Raw genomic sequence first — 17,860 nt, 5'->3', positions numbered from 1 at the left:
TATAGCCCAAAATGCAATGTCTTGTTAGAATCTTGTCCAATTTAATTTGCACAAACGAGAATTAAGATGGGTAGAGCATTTGAAGTCCGCAAAAACGCCATGGCAAAAACGGCAGCGGCAAAGACCAAAGTAAACTCAAAATATGGTAAAGAGATCTATGTAGTTGCGAAAAACGGTGGTGCAGATCCGGATACCAACCTCTCCCTTCGTCGTTTGATCGATAAAGCTAAGAAAGACCAGGTTCCGGCGCATGTTATTGAAAAGGCAATTGAAAAAGCAGCTGGTGGTGCAGGTGAAGATTACTCTCCGGCACGTTACGAAGGGTACGGTCCTGGTAACTGTATGGTGATTGTGGACTGTTTAACTGACAACCCAAACCGTACTATCAAGGATGTACGTCTGCCATTTACCAAGACAGACTCTAAAATTGGTAGCCCGGGCTGTGTTGCACACATGTTTGATCACTTTGCTATTCTTGGCTTTGCCGGTGATGACGATGAAGCCGTACTGGAAGCGCTGATGATGGCAGATGTTGATGTCACCGACGTTGAAGTAGAAGATGGTCAGGTCTCTGTGTTTGCACCGCACACTGAATACTTCAAAGCGAAAACTGCACTGATTGAAGCGTTTGAAGGCATCAATTTCGACGTAGACGAAATCACTTGGGTACCGCAAACACACGTGGAAATCACGGGTGAAGACGACCTGGCAAACTTCGAGAAGTTTATTAACATGCTGGAAGACTGCGACGACGTGCAAAACGTTTATCACAACGCGATTGTGAAAAACTAACCCTCTGGGTGTAAGTAATGCGTCTTGTCAGCACAAGACACAAAAAGCCGAGCTTTTACGCTCGGCTTTTTTGTGCTTATCTTTGTGCTTAATAATTAGCAACTGAATTACACTTCTGCATTACTGCGCAGCTGGCCTGCGACACTTTCGATAAACTTCATTAAAATTATTCTTAAACTGAGCCATGTCCTCTCTGGCTGTGTACTCGTATTGTTAGCTGCTACAGGTGGCTTATTACGCTTTGATGGGCTAGCTTCTTTGAATATTCCTTGTATCTAGATATGAAGTGCTCTCCACCTATCAGCGAGGTATGGTGCACACTGTAGGTGATTACCATACATATTTGATAACAGATATTTTTAAAAAATTGAATAAACCAAGATCTTTGCCTAGCTTTAAAGTCTGAATGATTTATGAACAGATTGGCAGTAGACCAAATTTAAAAACGAGTACGACACCCGTCTAAGCCTGATTTATCGTCCTGTTCTGATAGCGAAGGAAGCTGACTATGCCAAAAAGAACAGCCGTTGTGGTGATCCACGGTATAGGCGAACAAAAGCCAATGGCAACCATTCGGGGGTTTGTGAAAGAGATTTGGAAAAATCACCCCGGTAAGAACCAACCACATTTTTGGAATAAACCAACCAAGTTTTTTCAGACCTTCGATCATCGCACGCTGGTTGGCTATAGCAAGAATGAGCATGGTGAGTTGTCTGCTGACGTAGACTTTCATGAGTACTACTGGGCGCATCAAACCGCCGGCACAATAATGCTGCACCTTAAAAGTTGGCTTAGTAGCTTAGTTTTTTGCTTTCCCCAAAGATATCGCAATCATCAAAAAACGCTTTTACCATTGTGGTTTGTGTTGTGGAGTTTGCCTATCGTTTTACCGTTAGTGTGGTTTACTCTTAGTAAAATATGGGACGCGCTGTTAGGCATCTGTGCTCTATCGGACGCATTGTTAAATGCGCGTACTTATATCGAGAGCTCTCTGCCGATCATTGTGACTATGTGCCTTCCAATACTATTAGGTTCAGTCTTACGCTATCTGGGCGATGCAGCGCGATATACTCGGGCAAGCCCGGATAACATCAAGGTACGTAAAGCGATTCGACAGGACGCATTCGATCTCTTGCTGTCTTTGCAAAACAGCGGCAAATATGAGCGTATTATTTTAGTCGGGCACAGTTTGGGGTCTATCGTTGCTTATGATGTCCTGTCGGCTTTGTGGTCGCACTGTCACCGCTTTAACATAAACGGAAGGCCTTGTCCCCTGGATCAACAATGCATGGCAATCGTTAAGCAGTTACAAGTGCTGACCGACAATCTGACTAAGACCAACAATCTGACTGAGGGACAGGCGTTTAATCAAAGCGAGTATCGAGCCCTTCAGCAAAAACTTTTCAGACAGCTAAAACAGTTAAGGGGTGGTAACCATCACTGGCTGATTTCTGATTTTATTACAGTGGGCAGCCCGCTGACCTATGCAGATATTCTGATGGCCGAAAGTGATGACGATTTTAAACGGCGCAAAGCCGATCGTTACTATCCGACATCGCCTCCTTCCGCTGTTGAGGGCCTTAACGCAGAGCACCCCTATCCTAACTTTTGTTATCAGCAGGACGGCGGTTTTTATCTGCATCATAGCGCGGTATTTGCACCGGTCAGGTGGAGCAATGTTTTTTCACCATCTTCCCGTTTGGTTTGGGGCGATATTATTTCAGGCAGGGTCGACAAACAATTCCTGTGTGAGACAGACGAAGATGTGCCAGTACCGGACAAAACTCCCATTGCAGAGTTTGCCGTTTTGCAAGGTGGCCGGAAGATCTTCACACACACAAAATACTGGTCCGAGCTAAAGACCAAAAAAGGCCGGAGAAGGATCAGTCATATAAGAGTTTTAAGAAGAATAATGAAGTTATAGATAAAACACTGTAAACGCTGATAAGGAGCATTGCATGGCCTGGCAAGTTAATCGTAGGTGGTACCAATTTGGCTGCATACTGGTGAGCGTGAGTTTGAGCGCCTGCAGTTATTCGGATGCACATCATGTTCGTAAGGGGGCCGACCCAAAGTTTCAGGACGATCAGGTGGCATTCAGAAATACCTATTATTTCCGGGTTTTTGATCCCTGTGATACGCAGCAAGAAAATAAAGTGCCTGAGTTTCAGTCTCTTTATCGGTTTGTGATGACTGGTAAAGCCAGCACAGTGGCTAATAAAATTCAATTTGAATCTGGCACACTGAAAAGCTGGGAGATCGACCCCTTTGGTGCCAACATCGGCTTTGATAAGGCCACGGGCCAGTTTAAATACGTCAGCGACAAAACACAACGCAACAACCAGATCAAGGCCAATGCCTGGGCGGAATATCAGCGGCTATTGGACGAATACCAGCGGCTTAGAAATCAAGAAAAAGAAGGTGACAGTCATGACCCCGCTGACTTAATCACAAGTTTGAATCGGCTTATGGGTAAGCAGGTTGATGATGTCCCCGCAGATAAGCTCAATGAAGTAAGTAAACTGACTGACGAAATAGACAAAGCTGTTGATGCCAGTGAGCAATTGGTATCGGCATCAAGTGGCACGTTGCATACTGCGCTAAAGGATGCCATCAACGAAGGCGCGGCCGAAGTAAAGAATGCACATTTAAGGCAAGCCAGCGAAGTGCTCAGCCAATTAGCGGACAAACGACTCCGAACAGATATATTAAAGGCATATTCCGCTCTACTCAAAACACAAATTACGGAAGCGTTTCTATTGAACGTCGGCACGAATTGGTCGAAATTTCTGAAAGATAACCGCACTGTACCTCAAATCGATTTTAATCCTGCTTTTGTTGAAGTGATTAAAGCCAACAAACATCTTTTTGAACCAGACGTAAAAATTGACGATCAGCCTGTATCCAGCACGCTATATAACAACTATAAGCAGGCCAGAGGCAGTTTACTGGCCCAGTTTACTATACCGGTACCAAATGAAGATGAGCTGTTGCGCTGGATCGCGCAAAATATAACACCTTCTAAAGTGGCAGAGCTGAATGAACTTGATCAGGAAACCAAAACGAAACGAGTGAAGTTACTGATTGAACAATTAACGGCCAAAATAGAGCAAGAAGCTGAGGCTGCTTATCCGGATCTCGCGTCTGTGCTCAACGAGGAAATTGCGGTTGTTAATTTCGACGACCAGCATTTGTCTGCTTTAACCGCAACTCAGTTGCGCAGCAAACTTAAAGCCATGTTAAACCAGCGCGTAAGCCTGGCTGTCAGCCAGGTGTCATTTTCTGGTGTGCCCGAGTCGGTGTTTACGCGTTTATCTGCGGCAATGGACGAGCAACTTAAAATAGCCACCTCTGTTTCGCCTTTAATTGAGCACGAATATGGCCAACCAGCAGAGTCTGAGCAAAAAAGCGCATCCAATCAAGTGTTATGCAAAAATAGTGGGCCAACAGAGAGGAAAGGGTTTCAGATTCTGGGTCCGGAAGGCTGGCGAACACTGGACCAGGATGAACGTCTGGTCATGGCGATGCACAGCTCCAGTGAGCCACTGACATCGGTATTAAAGGAGCTATCAGCCCGAGTGATCCAGGCTAAAAATGACCAGTCAGCGGGCCTGCTTCCTCTGACTCAGGCGCAGTTGCGCACCACAGAATCACTGCGTGCAGCAGATCAAACCAATCCAATGATAGAGCTGCAATCCGATAGCCTTAAGTCTACTCAACAACTCTGTGAACTGGTCGCCAAACTGACAACTGAAACGCTGAACTCGGGGCTGGCAAGCGATCTCAGCTCCCCGGATTTATCTGCCTGCAAGGAGGTAACAGATGAATAAGTTCTTGGTCTGTATTCTTATACTTGTGCTTTGGACTCTAAGTGGTTGCAATTCGCTTTCCTCAGAAGGCTCTATGCGGATTGTGGTTGAGCAATATAACGGCCCTTTGTCTAAAACGCTGGAGGTGCAAAAGGCAGAACTGAGCGGTACTTTAAGTGTGGCAGATGAAACACTGAAAATTCTGGTACGTGAATTTCATTTGAGCCAGTGCCAGCTAGGTTGTTTTGGAGAAGGGTCTGACAAGTTGGCAAAGCAACAATGCCTGATGCTGCAGGGAGGGGATGGATTAGTTGATTTGAGTAAGGTTTTCTCGCTGGCGCAGCAAATCTTGAATTTAAGCGCTCAAATCAGCAATCAGCAATGTAATCTGCAAGATTGTAATGCTGAAACAGAACTTCAAGATGAGTTGGTTAAATCGCTTAATAGCGAAATAGAGCGACTGAAAAGAATCGCACAAGTGCTGGTTAATATTCCGCAGGCACAGCAACTGGCTATCACAGGGGTTGATGTCACTAAGTTTAAAGCTCTGACAGACAAATTAACCCAGTCACAAACTAATTTGAAAAAGCAACTAGCCCAGTTACAAACTAATTTGCAAGGCCAATCATTGGTTCAGGATAAGGTTAAAACCTCGATGACAGAGATAGGTAACCTGAGAGGTGAGTACCTGGTATCTATGGCGAGCTTATCTGCGGTTGAGTCATTACTCGGCCAGTCAGGTAGCGCGATGTCTTTCCCCTACAGTACACAAAAACCCACAGTAATGCCTAACGCTGTGCCGTTGAGCGAGATCTTACCTGCTCATATTGTGAGTCAGTATCCGAAGTTATTTGCCAGAAAGCCCCGGGCATTACTTGGCAGCAAGGATAAAAATCGCTTGCAAGCAAGCCCTGAGGACGAGTTGCATCGGGTCTGCCCGGTTTTGTCCGACGTAAAAACGAATATGCTGGCGGTGCTTAACTATATCAATCTGCCATTAGACCCACGTGATCCACTTGGCGAGAGCATTCGATTTTGTGCTTCAGCGCTTTACAACAAAAATGAGGATGTGGACAGTCGTTACCAGGAGTGCCTAAACAGAATAGCTAAAACAGGACACATGCTGAGAAAAGGGGCCGAGCAATGGGCCGCCACGCAGATGGCTATTTTGCCAAAATCCAAACGTGTGAGGATCGTGGTGGGACGCGCATCGGTTGCAGCGGCGGAGCTGGGCAATGAGTTGGTCGCGCGTGCGGATGCCATTCGGCATCAGGAAGACAAAGGTTCTGAGCGTGCCGCCAGCCTGCTGCCAACTAGTATGTATCTCAGAGGGGCCAGTGGTACAGATTATCTGAATATGATCGACTGGATGGAGGCTTACCCTGACAGAGAGGGGGATAGCTGGCAAGCCGATGACAGAACACGAATGGTAGAACGTCTGATCACGGATGCGAACTGGAATCAGGTTAATACCGCTTTTGCACGCGGCAATGGTGATGTGGGTATGGTGTTTGTTAAAGACGACATAGGTAACTGGAACCTGAAGTCATACGACAATGACCCCAGTGAATTGCTACAAAGTTATAAACAGGTGGGGACCACGTTGCTGAATGAGGCGGTGTCACTGGCAAAGGGCAGTAGTAAGTTGGCTGATCTCACTGCAAACCTCAGCGGCATTACAAAGCTCAATCAGTCGGCCAATCAGATAATGCTCAATGGTGCTGGGGGCGGAAGCGCTGCGCAAACAACCATAGAGACGCTGGAGCATGAACTGCGCAAACGTCTGGCAGAGGTAGCTAATCAGCAAGCACAGAATGAGGTACAGCTACATGAGGCGGAACACGCGTTGAATAAGGAGTTAGAAGCGGTAAAAAGTGCCTTGAACGACGCGGAAAATAACTATTCGCAGCAACAGAAACGCTTTGCTCAGGTGAGCAAAGAACTCATCGTCGCCGAAAACAATTATGAAACGAAGAAAGCCCAGGAAGAGCGCGCGCTTGAAAAACGCCTGAAGGCACAATTGCAGCAATCTTACGATCAGGACGCTACTATCAAAGCACATCAGCAGGCAAAAGCAGAAGCTGAGGTTGCCAAGTTAGAGTATGACGAAGCAAAGCAAAAGGTTGAGGCACAAACTCGGGTGTTCAATGATGCCCAGTTGGCATTTGAAAAAAACCAGCAGGATCATAAAACGTTGACCACGCAGCTTGAGCAGGTTAAGCAGCAACGTCAAGCAGGGCCAAAAGCAACGATGGCAGTGATCCAGTCATTATTGACTAACCATCAGCAACTGATCCAGGTGATGCAACAAAATGCTAGCAAGGGGTAACTAACTGATTAAATTTAATAAAACTCATCGTAAAGCGTGTTGGTAAGCGAGTAGCAGAGGCCCTGTCGGCCTCCGCGTTCGACATCGAAGTTTTATTTCCGGGATTGGTTAAGTTCCGTGGCCTCCAGTACATCCCGCCAGCTAACAAATTTAAAGTTTTGTGGCTGATCGGGAAATCGGTTGCGCCCATCCTGGAGCACCAGCAGGCCCTCTGGATAATCTCGGGTCCGCAAACGGGTAGAGAGGGCCAGACCATCGGTTTCTGATGCGCCATCAAGGCCTTTAAAGCCATCCAGACCAACGCGAAATCCAGCCAAATGGCGATAGGGCGGTGTTGCTTCGTAAAGCTGGTAGCTGTTGTTGCCCTGGCTGGAAACAACCAGCACAGGAGCATCACCAAAAGACAGTGCCAGGCCTTCGACATCATCGACCAGGTGTTCACCTACCTTTGCTACTGTAACCGGTTGGCTGTTATCCGCCGGGTTCAGGCTGGTGGCCCAGATCCCTACGTCTTCTTCGCCAATAAACAATCGCCCACGCGCATCATCTGCGACACAGCCTTCTGGTTGTGAGCTTAGGGGTATTTCCCGCACTTTCTCTGCATGCAGCTTATCCTGATAGGCTTTCACCCTGTATTGAAAGGTCAGACCGGCTTTGTTGTTTGCAAACACGTAGTGATTTCCCTCAAAAATGGCCATACACAGTCCATAAATCTCTTCCAGACCCGATGGTGCACTGCCCAGACGAAAGACGTTGCCGTTTGCCTCTATACCGTAAAATGCGAGGCTGTCATCATTGCGCTTACTGGCTGCAGCGATGCTGATAGTGCGCCCTTGCCAGCTAAAACCATCACGCAGATCGACATTGTTGAGTCGACCGTCTTTGAATTCTTGTAACAGCTTGCCCTGCAGATCGTAGACTTCCAGGCCTTGTTTCTTATGTGTACCTAATACACGTGAAGCGTCGGGGTTAGCAGGATGAACCCAGATAGCCGGGTCATCCATGGCGTCACCAAATTGTAAAGCAGGCTGGCTTTGTGCTGTGGGTCGAACGATTGGTAAGGCTTGTGTTGTGACTCCTGAGTTAAGGGTGAATTGAGCAGTGGTATATTGGCCTTGCTGTTCATTGGTAAAGCTCAGCGTGGCCTTATCTGTGCTCAAAGGCTGGCTAAGGTTCATCATGGTAGCCTTGTGGTTTTTAAGTACTAAGGTCTCTGCCGGTAACCAGCTATTTGCAGCGTCTGGGGTATCCCAGTAAAGCACTTCCTGGCCGTTTTCCAGTAATGCAAAGAGTTCTCCTGAGTCACTGGTTGCCAGGCTAATGGCTGGCTCTGACTGACTTCCGTAAGGGGCGACCAGGGATACCGGGTAATACTGAGGGTTATCTTCAATACGAGCTGAGTAGCGCCAGATACCTAATGGCTCACTAACGTAAAGGTAGCCATTGTCCGGGTCGACTGCACAGGAATCCGCGTCATAAGGTAAAGACAGTGATCGCAGCAGCAGAGGGGTTTGCAGCCAGCTTTGTTGTTGACGTAACAGCCATTGTTCTGCTCTTCCTCGCCCGTCTGAAACAAACAGAGACAGTGTTTGGTTAGTCTTATCAGCGAATAAGCAGAAATTATCGACCAATAATCCGGTCTGCGAAAGTTCAAAGCGTGGTTGCAATTGTTTTGAATTGGCATCCAGTGTGCCCACAAAAACGCTATCTTTGCTGCCCTCAAGTGCAGCATATAGCCACTGGTTATCACCCAGCTCGCTCAATCGGACCTGTTTGAACGCGCCCGGGAGATGTGCAACGAGTGAGCCTCCCTGGCGCAACGCCAATCCCTCGCGCTCAGAGGCGGTCAGTATCTGGTTTCTGCCAGACACCTGAACGCTATCTACTATAGCTGCCGCTGAGCCTTGCGTTTTGAGTTGCAGAGACTGCTGAGCCGTTTGCTGGTGTGTCTGATTTTGGCAAGCGCCAAGCGCGCTCACTAGTCCCAGTATAAGCGTTGTTTTGTATAACTTCTGTATTTTCATTTTTAAGTTCCGACGTCACAGGGTATTAGCGGAGATGGGCCAACTTATCGCACACTAAGCTGACTTTGACACCGCCAATGGATGTAAGTGAGCGGCTACCTTAAAAAGTCGATATGACAGTTTTGTTTCACCGCAACCTGTGTTAGCTGGCAGGTACACTATTTCTGGCTGATTGGGCGTTAAATTAGCGTGAGAGTGAGCTCCTTTGCCGTTAAAAAAGGCGCTTTTTTAAAGAGGGTTTCTTTTAAAATCAGTTATCTATTGTTTTTAAACGCGACTCAACAGGGGGCGAGGTGATGTTACGTGAGCCGTTCCGGCCGGGTCTAAATAGCTCAGACCTTAAGCAGCGACGTCTTAAAAGTGTCATATAGCATCGCTAGGATACCCGAAATAATCAATATCCGGCTTAAAAGATGAAGAATGTCAGCAGTTTATGCTTAGCGCTGGTTATCAGTATCGTATTGACCATGTTAGCACTGTTCATTGGCGAACTAAAATCAATGCAAGATGTCGACTGGGTTGACTTAATTGGTGAAGCGACTTCGTCTATGATGGCCGCTATTTGGCTTATACTTCTGGCGCTATGTCGCCCGAGAGGCCGAGTGACTACCATGTTGCTATTGGGGTCTGCAACCTACTGGCTTACGACCTGGCTTGACGTATTGGACGAGTTCATTTCCTACCCGCCGCAAAGTCATTTGTTTACCTGGCTGGAATCGTTGCCTGCCCCGATCAGTATGACCCTGCTGACCTGGGGGTTGGTTACCTGGTACCGAGAACAACAGGCGGTCAATCGCCAGCTAAAGCAAAGGGAGCACTTTCACCGAGAACATAGCCTGATAGACCCTGTCACTCAGCTGTATAGCCTTCAATATCTGTTAATTCAGCTCAACCGCGAGGCAATATTGCATGACAAACGCAATCAGCCACTTTCTTTGGTCATGGTGGATATCAATGGCTTTGCTCAATACAATCGGGAGCATGGCGCTCATAAAGGGGATCAGGCACTGAACGAGGTTGCTTCGGCACTGGAAGTTGCGCTCCGAGAGACCGATCTTGCCTGTCGTTATACCAGTGACCGTTTTGTCGTATTACTGCCGGATACTCCGCCCCATGAGGTCGATGTTTTTTCTAAGCTAATTCAGAATTGTAGCAACGCAGCGTTAAAAGGGGCGCTGACAGTAACAACCGTTCAGGCTACCCGAACTGAAGGTGAGTCTGAACAAGCGCTGTTTGAGCGGCTCAATCAACGGCTGGCAGGAGCGAAACGAGCGTCTTCTGCAGCAGTGGAGGCCGTATGATACCGGGAAACTTTGCCTATTTGCATGACAAGCGTATGCCAGCGCATTTCCTCATCACTATACTGGAACTGGCTGAGCACTATCAGATAAAACCACACCAGCTTATTCGTGGGTCTCAGTTATTTCTTGAAGACCTGGCCTATCCTGGTGCGCAGGTTGCGCCAGCCAGCGTGCTTTTTATATTAAAAAAGCTCAAACGAGAGCTGGCTGAACAGCCTCAGCTGGCACTGGAACTTGGGCAAAGGATAGCGACCGGGCATGGCCATGTTTTGTTTGACCTATGGCGCTATGCACCGAGCTTAAGTGGCGCCCTTACTGCCTGGGCAAGCGTTCAAAAAGGCATTGAGACCCTGATCCAGCTTAATGTAGAGCGGCATCAGGGTAAGCTGTATATCAGGCTGACTGAAGCAGCGTCATTGAGTACACAACAGCGGATGCTCTTTGAAATTGTGCTCTCGGCCTGCCGGTTGCTGCTTAAAGAGCAACTCGGTGCGCAGACCTGGATGAAGATAGAGCTGCCATGGTCGCAACCGGGGCAGGATTTGCATTATCCGGTCTATCTGGGTGAACATGTTCGGTTTGACGCGCCGCGCTGCGCCATTATTTTGTCTGAGGAGGTGCTTTACCAGCCTTTCAAGGAGGCCAGTACACTGCGGTTTGCTCAGGCAAAACACACAGCCAAACACCTTTTGCACCCGCCGCAGCTATTGCAGGCTCATCTGCGTCGCATCTTCAGGAAGAACTTGGGGCAGGCCTGGTCACTAGAATATACTGCCAGCTATCTGGGCATGAGCCCGGCGACATTGAAGCGTCGCCTTAAGCAAGATGGTACTAATTTTAAACTATTGGTTGACGAAGTCAGGGGGCAAGAGGCGTTGCATCTGATGGATCTTAATCAATGGAATAACAGCCAGCTAGCCAATACCATGGCGTTTGCCGATGTACACAGCTTTCGGCGTGCATTTAAGCGCTGGACCGGGGCTGTGCCCAGTGCGTTTCGTTGTGGTTCTTAATCATACCACCTACAATCATTGATATAACAAGCGCATAATGCGCTTGTTACTCAACTTTATTGTTCAGACCGGGCAGCGTTTCGTTCCTTCGCAGTTCGAACGGGTGTCAATACAAACCCAAAATGATTCATCGATTACACGGCCACCCCCTATCTGAGGCGTCTCCTGAGCGCGAATAATCGTTGCTGGATTAACAGATAGAGATTTAATGGATTTTTTATTCAAAGTCACTTTCATAGTTAACATCCTTTTTGTTGTGGAAGTGCTAGGTTTATTCTTTTTTCTCAGAATGTCAATGTTTTGTTTCCATGTAATTTTTGTGTGCTTTTGTGGGGCTAAAACTAACAGGGGAATCCCACTAATAAAACCAATTGGGTAAGACTTGCATATGGTGATGATAGCGAAGCTTATGAAAGTACAGACAACCAGGTCTGGCACGATGTTGAGATCATGATGAATATGAGTGAAGACCGTGCTGTATCAAGCAATATTCTCGTGAGATAAATAGCTTTGCGATCCGGATAAATGAGAGAGTGAGGGCGCCGTTGCGCCCTCATTGTGTTCAATTGGATTATAAATCAAACGTGCGTGCAATTGAGAACACAAAGCGCTCGTCGGTATGCTCGCCATCTATGGTGGTGTCTTCCACGGTAAAGGTTAGATCGAAATCGAACTGCGTGGTGGTGTAAGACACTGCATAGTGGGTGTATGAGCTGTCGAGCCCATCCCAGGCATATTTCTCAGCATCGAATGAATTAGACACGTCGCCACTGAGGGTAATTGAGTGGTTATCGGCGATATCAAAAGTATGCGACAGCATTACAATGCTATGGCCGACATCAACCCCAAAATAGTCCCAGCTATACCAGAAGTTGATATTAGTGGTGCCCAGGTCACTGGCGTAAGCAAACTTTGTGTAGACTTCAGGGTAGTTATAGTCGCTGGACGCATCACCACCATGATAGGTGTAGTAGGCGATACCATAGTCCACAGACCAGGCGCTGGAAAGCTCTGAAGAGCGACCAACGTAAAAGTCCCACTCATGGCCTGTGTCTTCGCCAAAGTCTACACCTGAGGCCCAGGTGCCCACATACCAGCCCGCATCGGCTGCGTAGTCCAGGCTACCCTGAATAGTCGGGTCGCTCTGTGTCTGTGACACCCCGTTAAAGGTATAGTCTGAGGTGCCGGTAATGGTGGTTGACCAGCCAGCTACAGCCATGTTCGACAGCAGGGCCAGAGGAAGTGCGCAGAGTGTAGTTTTAAAATTTATTTTCATTTCTTTTGAACCTTAGTTTACGGTCTCGATACGGCTGAAGTCGATGGTATTCTCTTTGGGTGAACGGGTAATATTGGCCACTGTTTTGAACTTGCTGTAGCAAATATAGCCAAAACAACCAAAAAAGAGCGCAATAACCAGTGCACCAACCCATTGTATCTGCAAAAAGTTTAGTTTAAATAGCAGCGTCAGCAATGACAGCGCGGCAATATTAAATAAAATATAGTTGCGTTTCCCGAGTTTTTTAACCGTCAGGCCAAGGTTATCGGTATACAGTCTAATTAATGAGTCCAGAGAGTTGATCACAAAGATCACGCCAACAATGACCATCGCCAGGTTTTTAATCCCTGCGGTGTCAATGCCTGCTTCATGGTAGTGATACAACACACTAAACCACACGGCGATGGGAATAGACGGGAACACCAGCATGGCCGCCAGTACCTGATAGGTTTTCAGACCACCGACAAAGCGTGAAGTGAACTGACCTATCATGATGCTCCATGCGAACCACCAGAACAGGTAAAATTCATGGTAATCATTGAGTGGCAATACAAACTCGTTGATATTGCTAAAGTAGCCGCCCAACAGCGCAATATTGTTGGTAAAGGCGCTTATTTCACTGTCGCCAAAGACAAATGCAGAGGCCCACATAAAGGCGATCAAGGCGATGAACATCCAGGTTGTAGAAATACTCAGAATACGCACGTACTTCAGGCTGGTACTCGAATACACCGCAAAGCAAATGGCGGCGAACACAATGAGATAAAAGGTCGGAATAATGGATTCACCATCACCCACACTTGGCATATACCAGGGCAGGTTGGATAGCAGCAAATAGGCCGTAAAGGCGCATGTACCAATAATGACCACATTGTTGATGAATTTAACCCAAGGGATCTCAAAAAATTTCACCTTAGGTTCTATTACGCAGAAATAAAAACACGTCAGAAAATAAAATCCCCAGATCAGGAAGCCCCAAAAGCCAAATTCGATGGCGAGTGGATTGGCAAACGCATATTCTGGGCTTGCTTTTATGTCTGCGTAACCCGCAAACTCCGTCAGCGGAAACATGATAAGTCCGACATCCAGCCCGGACGTAAATAAAATAGCAATAAAGGTAAAGGTTTTAACCGGTGTCACACCGACACAGCGTAGGTTCCCCCATTTTAATAAAATAAAAGCAATCGCAATTAGGGTAAATACAATGCCTGCACTAAGCCATACTGTCATTGTCACCCTCCCAAAATAAGTAAAAATAACTCATTGTCTCTCCGTTTTTTATTGTCTCCGCATTAACCCGATACAACCAATTTGTATCGCGCACCACTGCAGACCCCACGGCCCGATTGGGCCGCAGGTGGCTTTGTTAAATCTCCGTGCTACGTTGTACTGCTTGCCACTGGTTGTGATTGGCAACCTGAGCATTGTTTGCTTTGAGGGCCGACTGGCCCAGAATAATATCTGCGGCTTTCTCCGCGACCATAATAGTTGGTGCGTTGAGGTTGCCGTTCGGGATCGTCGGGAAGATAGACGAATCCACTACGTTCAGGCCATCGATACCATGCACCTGGGTGTTTGAATCCACCACGGCCATGTCGTCTTCACCCATTTTGCATGAGCAGGACGGGTGATAGGCGCTTTCGACGGCCTGGCGTACAAAGGCATCGATTTCTGCGTCGCTCTGCACGTCTTTGCCTGGCTGAATTTCACCGTCGCGGTAGGCATCAAAGGCCGGTTGCTCGATGATCTCCCTGGTCAGGCGAACACAGGCGCGAAAGCCTTCGATGTCGTCCTGGTGTGCCAGGTAGTTAAATTGGATCTTGGGGGCCTGAGTCGGGTCGGTCGATTTAATGGTGACTTCACCGCGACTTTTCGGTTTGTTGTGACCAATATGGACCTGGAAACCGTGTCCGTCAAACGCACTTTTGCCATCGTAGCGAATGGCTGCGGGCAAAAAGTGATACTGGAGATCTGGCCACTCAACACCCGCTTTGGAGCGGATAAAGGCGCAAGATTCAAAATGATTGGTTGCACCCAGGCCGGTTTTGTTGAGGAGCCAGCGTGCTCCGATCAACCCTTTAGAGAACCAGTCCAGTTTGCCATTGAGGGTAATGGGCTGCTTACACTTGTACTGGAAATAAAACTCCAGATGGTCTTGTAAGTTTTTACCGACGCCGGGCAGATGATGCTGTACCTCAACGCCTGCGGCTTTGAGTGCATCCTGATCGCCAATCCCCGACAGTTGCAGCAGGTGCGGCGAGCCGATTGGTCCGGCACTTAAGATCACGCGGCGCTCGGCTGTGGCACGATGGGTTTTGCCCTTACATTGATATTCCACGCCCACAGCGCGTTTACCATCTAGCAGCACCTTGTGTGCCAGCGCACCGGTGACGATTGTCAGATTGTCACGCCCCTTTACAGGGTCGAGATAGGCGCGGCTGGCGGAGCAGCGACGGCCATCTTTTACCGTCATATGCATCGGGCCAAAGCCTTCCTGCTGCTCGCCATTGTAATCGTCAGTCCTGGCATATCCTGCTTGTGCACCGGCTTCGATAAATGCGCGATATAGCGGGTTGGCCATTTCGTTACCATTGTTGGTGCCGAGCGGGCCTTCACTGCCCCGGTACGAGTCTTCGCCCAGATACCAGCTTTCGGCACGCTTAAAGTAAGGCAGACAAGCTTGATAATCCCACCCTTGCGCACCGTGTTGCTGCCATTCATCAAAATCTTTGGCGTGGCCACGTACATACACCATGCCATTGATAGACGACGAACCACCCAGCACCTTACCGCGCGGGCAATGCATCACCCGGTTGTCCAGATACGGCTCTGGCTCGGTATGAAACTGCCAGGCGTATTTGTCGGTGTTCATGGGAATAGACAGCGCCGTAGGCATCTGAATAAAGATGCTCTTATCACTGCCACCCGTCTCTAACAGTAACACCCGGTGTTGTGGATTGGCGGACAATCGGTTTGCCAGTACACAGCCTGCTGAGCCAGCACCGACAATAATATAGTCGAATACTTTTTTCATAGTTTGGCTCCTTTGCTTAAAATGGGCTTTCGATTTGGCTCATTCCTACGTAAACAGACTTGGTCTGGGTGTAGTGATCCAGTGTTTCAATGCCATTTTCACGGCCAATACCGGATTGTTTGTAGCCACCAACCGGCATTTCGGCAGGTGAGTTGCCATAGGCGTTGATCCAGGTAATGCCAGCCTGTAACTGGTGGATCACGCGGTGTGCACGCTGAATATCGCGGCTGAACACCCCGGCCGCCAGGCCCAGATGCGTATTGTTGGCGCGGTTAATCGCTTCTTGCTCGTCATCGAACACCATGACGCACATCACCGGGCCAAAGATCTCTTCGCGGACTATGGTCATGTCTTCGTGACAGTCGGTGAATACGGTGGGGGCAACAAAGTAGCCGTTAGGTGCCGAAGCCGGGCTCAGGGCATGACCGCCGGTCAGCAAAGTTGCGCCTTCCTGCTTGCCCTGCTCAATGTATTCCAGCACCAGCTGCTGATGTTTTTTCGAGATCAAGGCACCCAGATTTACTTCGGGATTAAGGGGATCGCCGGCGATAATATTTTGCTCTGTGCGGGTTTTAAGCTGCTCAAGGAACTGCTCATACACGCCGCGCTGCACATAGACGCGTGTACAGTTGGTGCAGATCTCACCCTGGGTGTAGAAGTTGCCCAGCATAGCGGCACTGACCGCCTGTTCGATATCGGCATCGTCAAACACCAGCAGCGGCGATTTACCGCCCAGCTCCATGGTCACGTCTTTGAGGTTAGACGCCGCACTTTGCATGACTTTTTTGCCTGTGCCCACTTCACCCGTGAACGAGACTTTTTCAATTTCCGGGTGCAGTGTCAGCCACTGTCCGACTTCGGCGGCACCTTGCACAACATTAAAGACACCTGCAGGCATGCCAGCTTCAATAAAGATCTCAGCCAGTTTCATTGCGCCCAGCGGCGTTTCTTCAGATGGTTTAAAAATCAAAGCATTACCCGCAGCCAGTGCCGGGCCAGATTTCCAGCAGGCAATTTGCAGCGGATAGTTCCAGGCGCCAATGCCCGCACAAATGCCCAGAGGCTCTTTGCGGGTGTAGTAAAAATCATCGCCAACCATTTGTTGTTGGCCAACCTGAGCAGGCGCTAACCCGGCAAAGTACTCGATCACGTCGGCACCGGTTTGAATGTCAACGCACTCGGCTTCTTGCCAGGGTTTGCCCGTGTCCAGCACCTCAATTTTAGCCAGCTCATCATTACGCTCACGCAACAGCGCTACCGCTTTATTCAGAATCCTGCTGCGCTCAATCGGGGTCATGGCTGACCACTGCGCAAACCCGGCTTTGGCACTGTCGATGGCCGCTTTTTGAATGTGCGCATCGGCCACTTCAACGTGATAAATGACTTCGTCGGTCGCGGGGTTTTTTACCGCAAACTGCTCGCCGGTCTGATTGGCAAGGTAGCGGCCGTGAATAAAGTTCTGGTAGAGCGGTGTGGACATATTAGACTCCAAATTGTTGGATGAGGGACTGGATATAGCGTTTGGCCAGATCCTGCGCGCTGTCAAACTGCGCATCATCGGCTTTATTGAGAACGGCTCTGAGCCACAGGCCGTCTATCATGGCGGCACTCAGCTCTGCGGCTTCACGCGCTTCGCCAGGGGCCATTAACTGTTTAAACGAGTACAATAAATTGCTGTAAAGTCGGCGTGCATTGACGCGTTGTAAGCGATGTAATTCTGCATCATGCATGGAATGCGCCCAAAAGCTCAACCAGGTACGGGTGGTGTCGCGCTGTTGCTGCACCACTGCAAAGTTGGCTTCCACAATAAACATCAGACGCTGCTCTGGTGTGCACCCCCTGGTTGTTCTTTGCAACAAGCTGCGTTGAAGGCTGCTCAGCAAGTAGCGCACCGTGGCTTCGATGAGACCCTGCTTACCACCAAAATAGTGGCTGATGATCCCCGACGACATCCCGGCTTTCTTACTGATGCTATTGATCGTGGTGGCTTGTAATCCAAGCTCCGCCACTGACTGTAAGGTCGCCTCAATCAGTTGTTGGCGACGCACAGGTTCCATTCCGACTTTAGGCATATTTTTATTAATTGACCGTTCAATAAAAATAAATTTTAAGGTGAACAGAGAGAGAATTCAAGGTTGACATTTTGTGAATGCTATCTTTTGAAAAAGAAAATTCAACTTAACTTTATAATATGTATTGGTTTTTTTGTGTTGGTAAATTCAATAAAACTATTTTTCCTGTGTGCGCTTTGTGAGCATTGCTTCGGGCGTTGTGGTCGATTT

Annotated in this window: 12 protein-coding genes; 6 read left to right on the top strand and 6 right to left on the bottom strand. The window is 48.4% G+C overall.

All coding sequences use genetic code 11. The annotated features are described in order from the left end of the window. The first annotated feature begins 66 nt into the window (after positions 1–66). From ACXAH1_RS15900 to ACXAH1_RS15885, 4 genes are all read left to right on the top strand, one after another. On the top strand, positions 67–792 hold the full coding sequence (locus ACXAH1_RS15900) for a YebC/PmpR family DNA-binding transcriptional regulator (protein ID WP_046007129.1): 726 nt from the start codon (positions 67–69) through the stop codon (positions 790–792). Between the two features lie 508 nt (positions 793–1,300). Then, positions 1,301–2,716 carry a hypothetical protein gene (locus ACXAH1_RS15895; protein ID WP_475197971.1) on the top strand — a complete coding sequence of 472 codons (1,416 nt, stop codon included), beginning with the start codon at positions 1,301–1,303 and terminating at the stop codon, positions 2,714–2,716. Between the two features lie 34 nt (positions 2,717–2,750). Next, on the top strand, positions 2,751–4,622 hold the full coding sequence (locus ACXAH1_RS15890) for a hypothetical protein (RefSeq protein ID WP_475197969.1): 1,872 nt from the start codon (positions 2,751–2,753) through the stop codon (positions 4,620–4,622). Next, positions 4,615–6,930: a hypothetical protein gene (locus tag ACXAH1_RS15885; protein WP_475197968.1), complete on the top strand. Its 2,316-nt coding sequence runs from the start codon at positions 4,615–4,617 to the stop codon at positions 6,928–6,930. Before ACXAH1_RS15890 ends, ACXAH1_RS15885 begins: the two co-directional genes overlap by 8 nt. Before the next feature lie 92 nt (positions 6,931–7,022). Here ACXAH1_RS15885 and ACXAH1_RS15880 read toward each other — a convergent pair whose 3' ends face one another. Further along, the gene (locus ACXAH1_RS15880) at positions 7,023–8,954 is read right to left on the bottom strand and encodes a phytase (protein ID WP_475197967.1); all 1,932 of its coding nucleotides are present in this window, start codon (positions 8,952–8,954) and stop codon (positions 7,023–7,025) included. A gap of 413 nt (positions 8,955–9,367) precedes the next feature. Between ACXAH1_RS15880 and ACXAH1_RS15875 the strand changes: the two genes are divergently transcribed. Both ACXAH1_RS15875 and ACXAH1_RS15870 read left to right on the top strand, forming a co-directional pair. Then, positions 9,368–10,255, top strand: coding sequence for a GGDEF domain-containing protein (locus ACXAH1_RS15875; protein WP_475197966.1), 888 nt, complete (start codon positions 9,368–9,370; stop codon positions 10,253–10,255). Further along, positions 10,252–11,268: an AraC family transcriptional regulator gene (locus ACXAH1_RS15870; protein WP_475197965.1), complete on the top strand. Its 1,017-nt coding sequence runs from the start codon at positions 10,252–10,254 to the stop codon at positions 11,266–11,268. Before ACXAH1_RS15875 ends, ACXAH1_RS15870 begins: the two co-directional genes overlap by 4 nt. Positions 11,269–11,839: 571 nt before the next feature. On the opposite strand, the gene ACXAH1_RS15865 is transcribed toward ACXAH1_RS15870, so the two are convergent. The 5 genes from ACXAH1_RS15865 to betI form a co-directional block, all read right to left on the bottom strand. Beyond that, positions 11,840–12,544 (bottom strand): TorF family putative porin, encoded by a 705-nt coding sequence (locus tag ACXAH1_RS15865; RefSeq protein ID WP_475197964.1) that lies wholly within the window; start codon positions 12,542–12,544, stop codon positions 11,840–11,842. Between the two features lie 12 nt (positions 12,545–12,556). After that, entirely contained in the window at positions 12,557–13,774 is a 1,218-nt protein-coding gene (locus tag ACXAH1_RS15860; protein ID WP_475197963.1) for a BCCT family transporter, read from the bottom strand. Between the two features lie 136 nt (positions 13,775–13,910). Further along, complete coding sequence (gene betA / locus ACXAH1_RS15855) at positions 13,911–15,578, bottom strand: choline dehydrogenase (RefSeq protein WP_475197962.1); 1,668 nt, start codon at positions 15,576–15,578, stop codon at positions 13,911–13,913. A gap of 16 nt (positions 15,579–15,594) precedes the next feature. Beyond that, complete coding sequence (gene betB, locus ACXAH1_RS15850; RefSeq protein WP_475197961.1) at positions 15,595–17,058, bottom strand: betaine-aldehyde dehydrogenase; 1,464 nt, start codon at positions 17,056–17,058, stop codon at positions 15,595–15,597. A 1-nt stretch (position 17,059) separates the two neighbouring features. Continuing rightward, complete coding sequence (betI, locus tag ACXAH1_RS15845) at positions 17,060–17,650, bottom strand: transcriptional regulator BetI (RefSeq protein WP_253044604.1); 591 nt, start codon at positions 17,648–17,650, stop codon at positions 17,060–17,062. Between the last annotated feature and the right edge of the window lie 210 nt (positions 17,651–17,860).

Source organism: Pseudoalteromonas sp. AWH4_217 (assembly GCF_056161105.1).
The sequence above is the reverse complement of the archived record's forward strand: the minus strand, read 5'-3'. Positions and strand labels throughout refer to the sequence as shown.

Excerpts from the sequence above, each read along its gene's own strand:
- ACXAH1_RS15870 (WP_475197965.1), top strand. The coding sequence starts at position 10,252 with ATGATACCGGGAAACTTTGCCTATTTGCATGACAAGCGTATGCCAGCG.
- ACXAH1_RS15865 (WP_475197964.1), bottom strand. The coding sequence starts at position 12,544 with ATGAAAATAAATTTTAAAACTACACTCTGCGCACTTCCTCTGGCCCTG.
- ACXAH1_RS15890 (WP_475197969.1), top strand. The coding sequence starts at position 2,751 with ATGGCCTGGCAAGTTAATCGTAGGTGGTACCAATTTGGCTGCATACTG.
- betA (WP_475197962.1), bottom strand. The coding sequence starts at position 15,578 with ATGAAAAAAGTATTCGACTATATTATTGTCGGTGCTGGCTCAGCAGGC.
- ACXAH1_RS15895 (WP_475197971.1), top strand. The coding sequence starts at position 1,301 with ATGCCAAAAAGAACAGCCGTTGTGGTGATCCACGGTATAGGCGAACAA.
- ACXAH1_RS15875 (WP_475197966.1), top strand. The coding sequence starts at position 9,368 with ATGAAGAATGTCAGCAGTTTATGCTTAGCGCTGGTTATCAGTATCGTA.
- betI (WP_253044604.1), bottom strand. The coding sequence starts at position 17,650 with ATGCCTAAAGTCGGAATGGAACCTGTGCGTCGCCAACAACTGATTGAG.
- betB (WP_475197961.1), bottom strand. The coding sequence starts at position 17,058 with ATGTCCACACCGCTCTACCAGAACTTTATTCACGGCCGCTACCTTGCC.
- ACXAH1_RS15860 (WP_475197963.1), bottom strand. The coding sequence starts at position 13,774 with ATGACAGTATGGCTTAGTGCAGGCATTGTATTTACCCTAATTGCGATT.
- ACXAH1_RS15885 (WP_475197968.1), top strand. The coding sequence starts at position 4,615 with ATGAATAAGTTCTTGGTCTGTATTCTTATACTTGTGCTTTGGACTCTA.
- ACXAH1_RS15900 (WP_046007129.1), top strand. The coding sequence starts at position 67 with ATGGGTAGAGCATTTGAAGTCCGCAAAAACGCCATGGCAAAAACGGCA.
- ACXAH1_RS15880 (WP_475197967.1), bottom strand. The coding sequence starts at position 8,954 with ATGAAAATACAGAAGTTATACAAAACAACGCTTATACTGGGACTAGTG.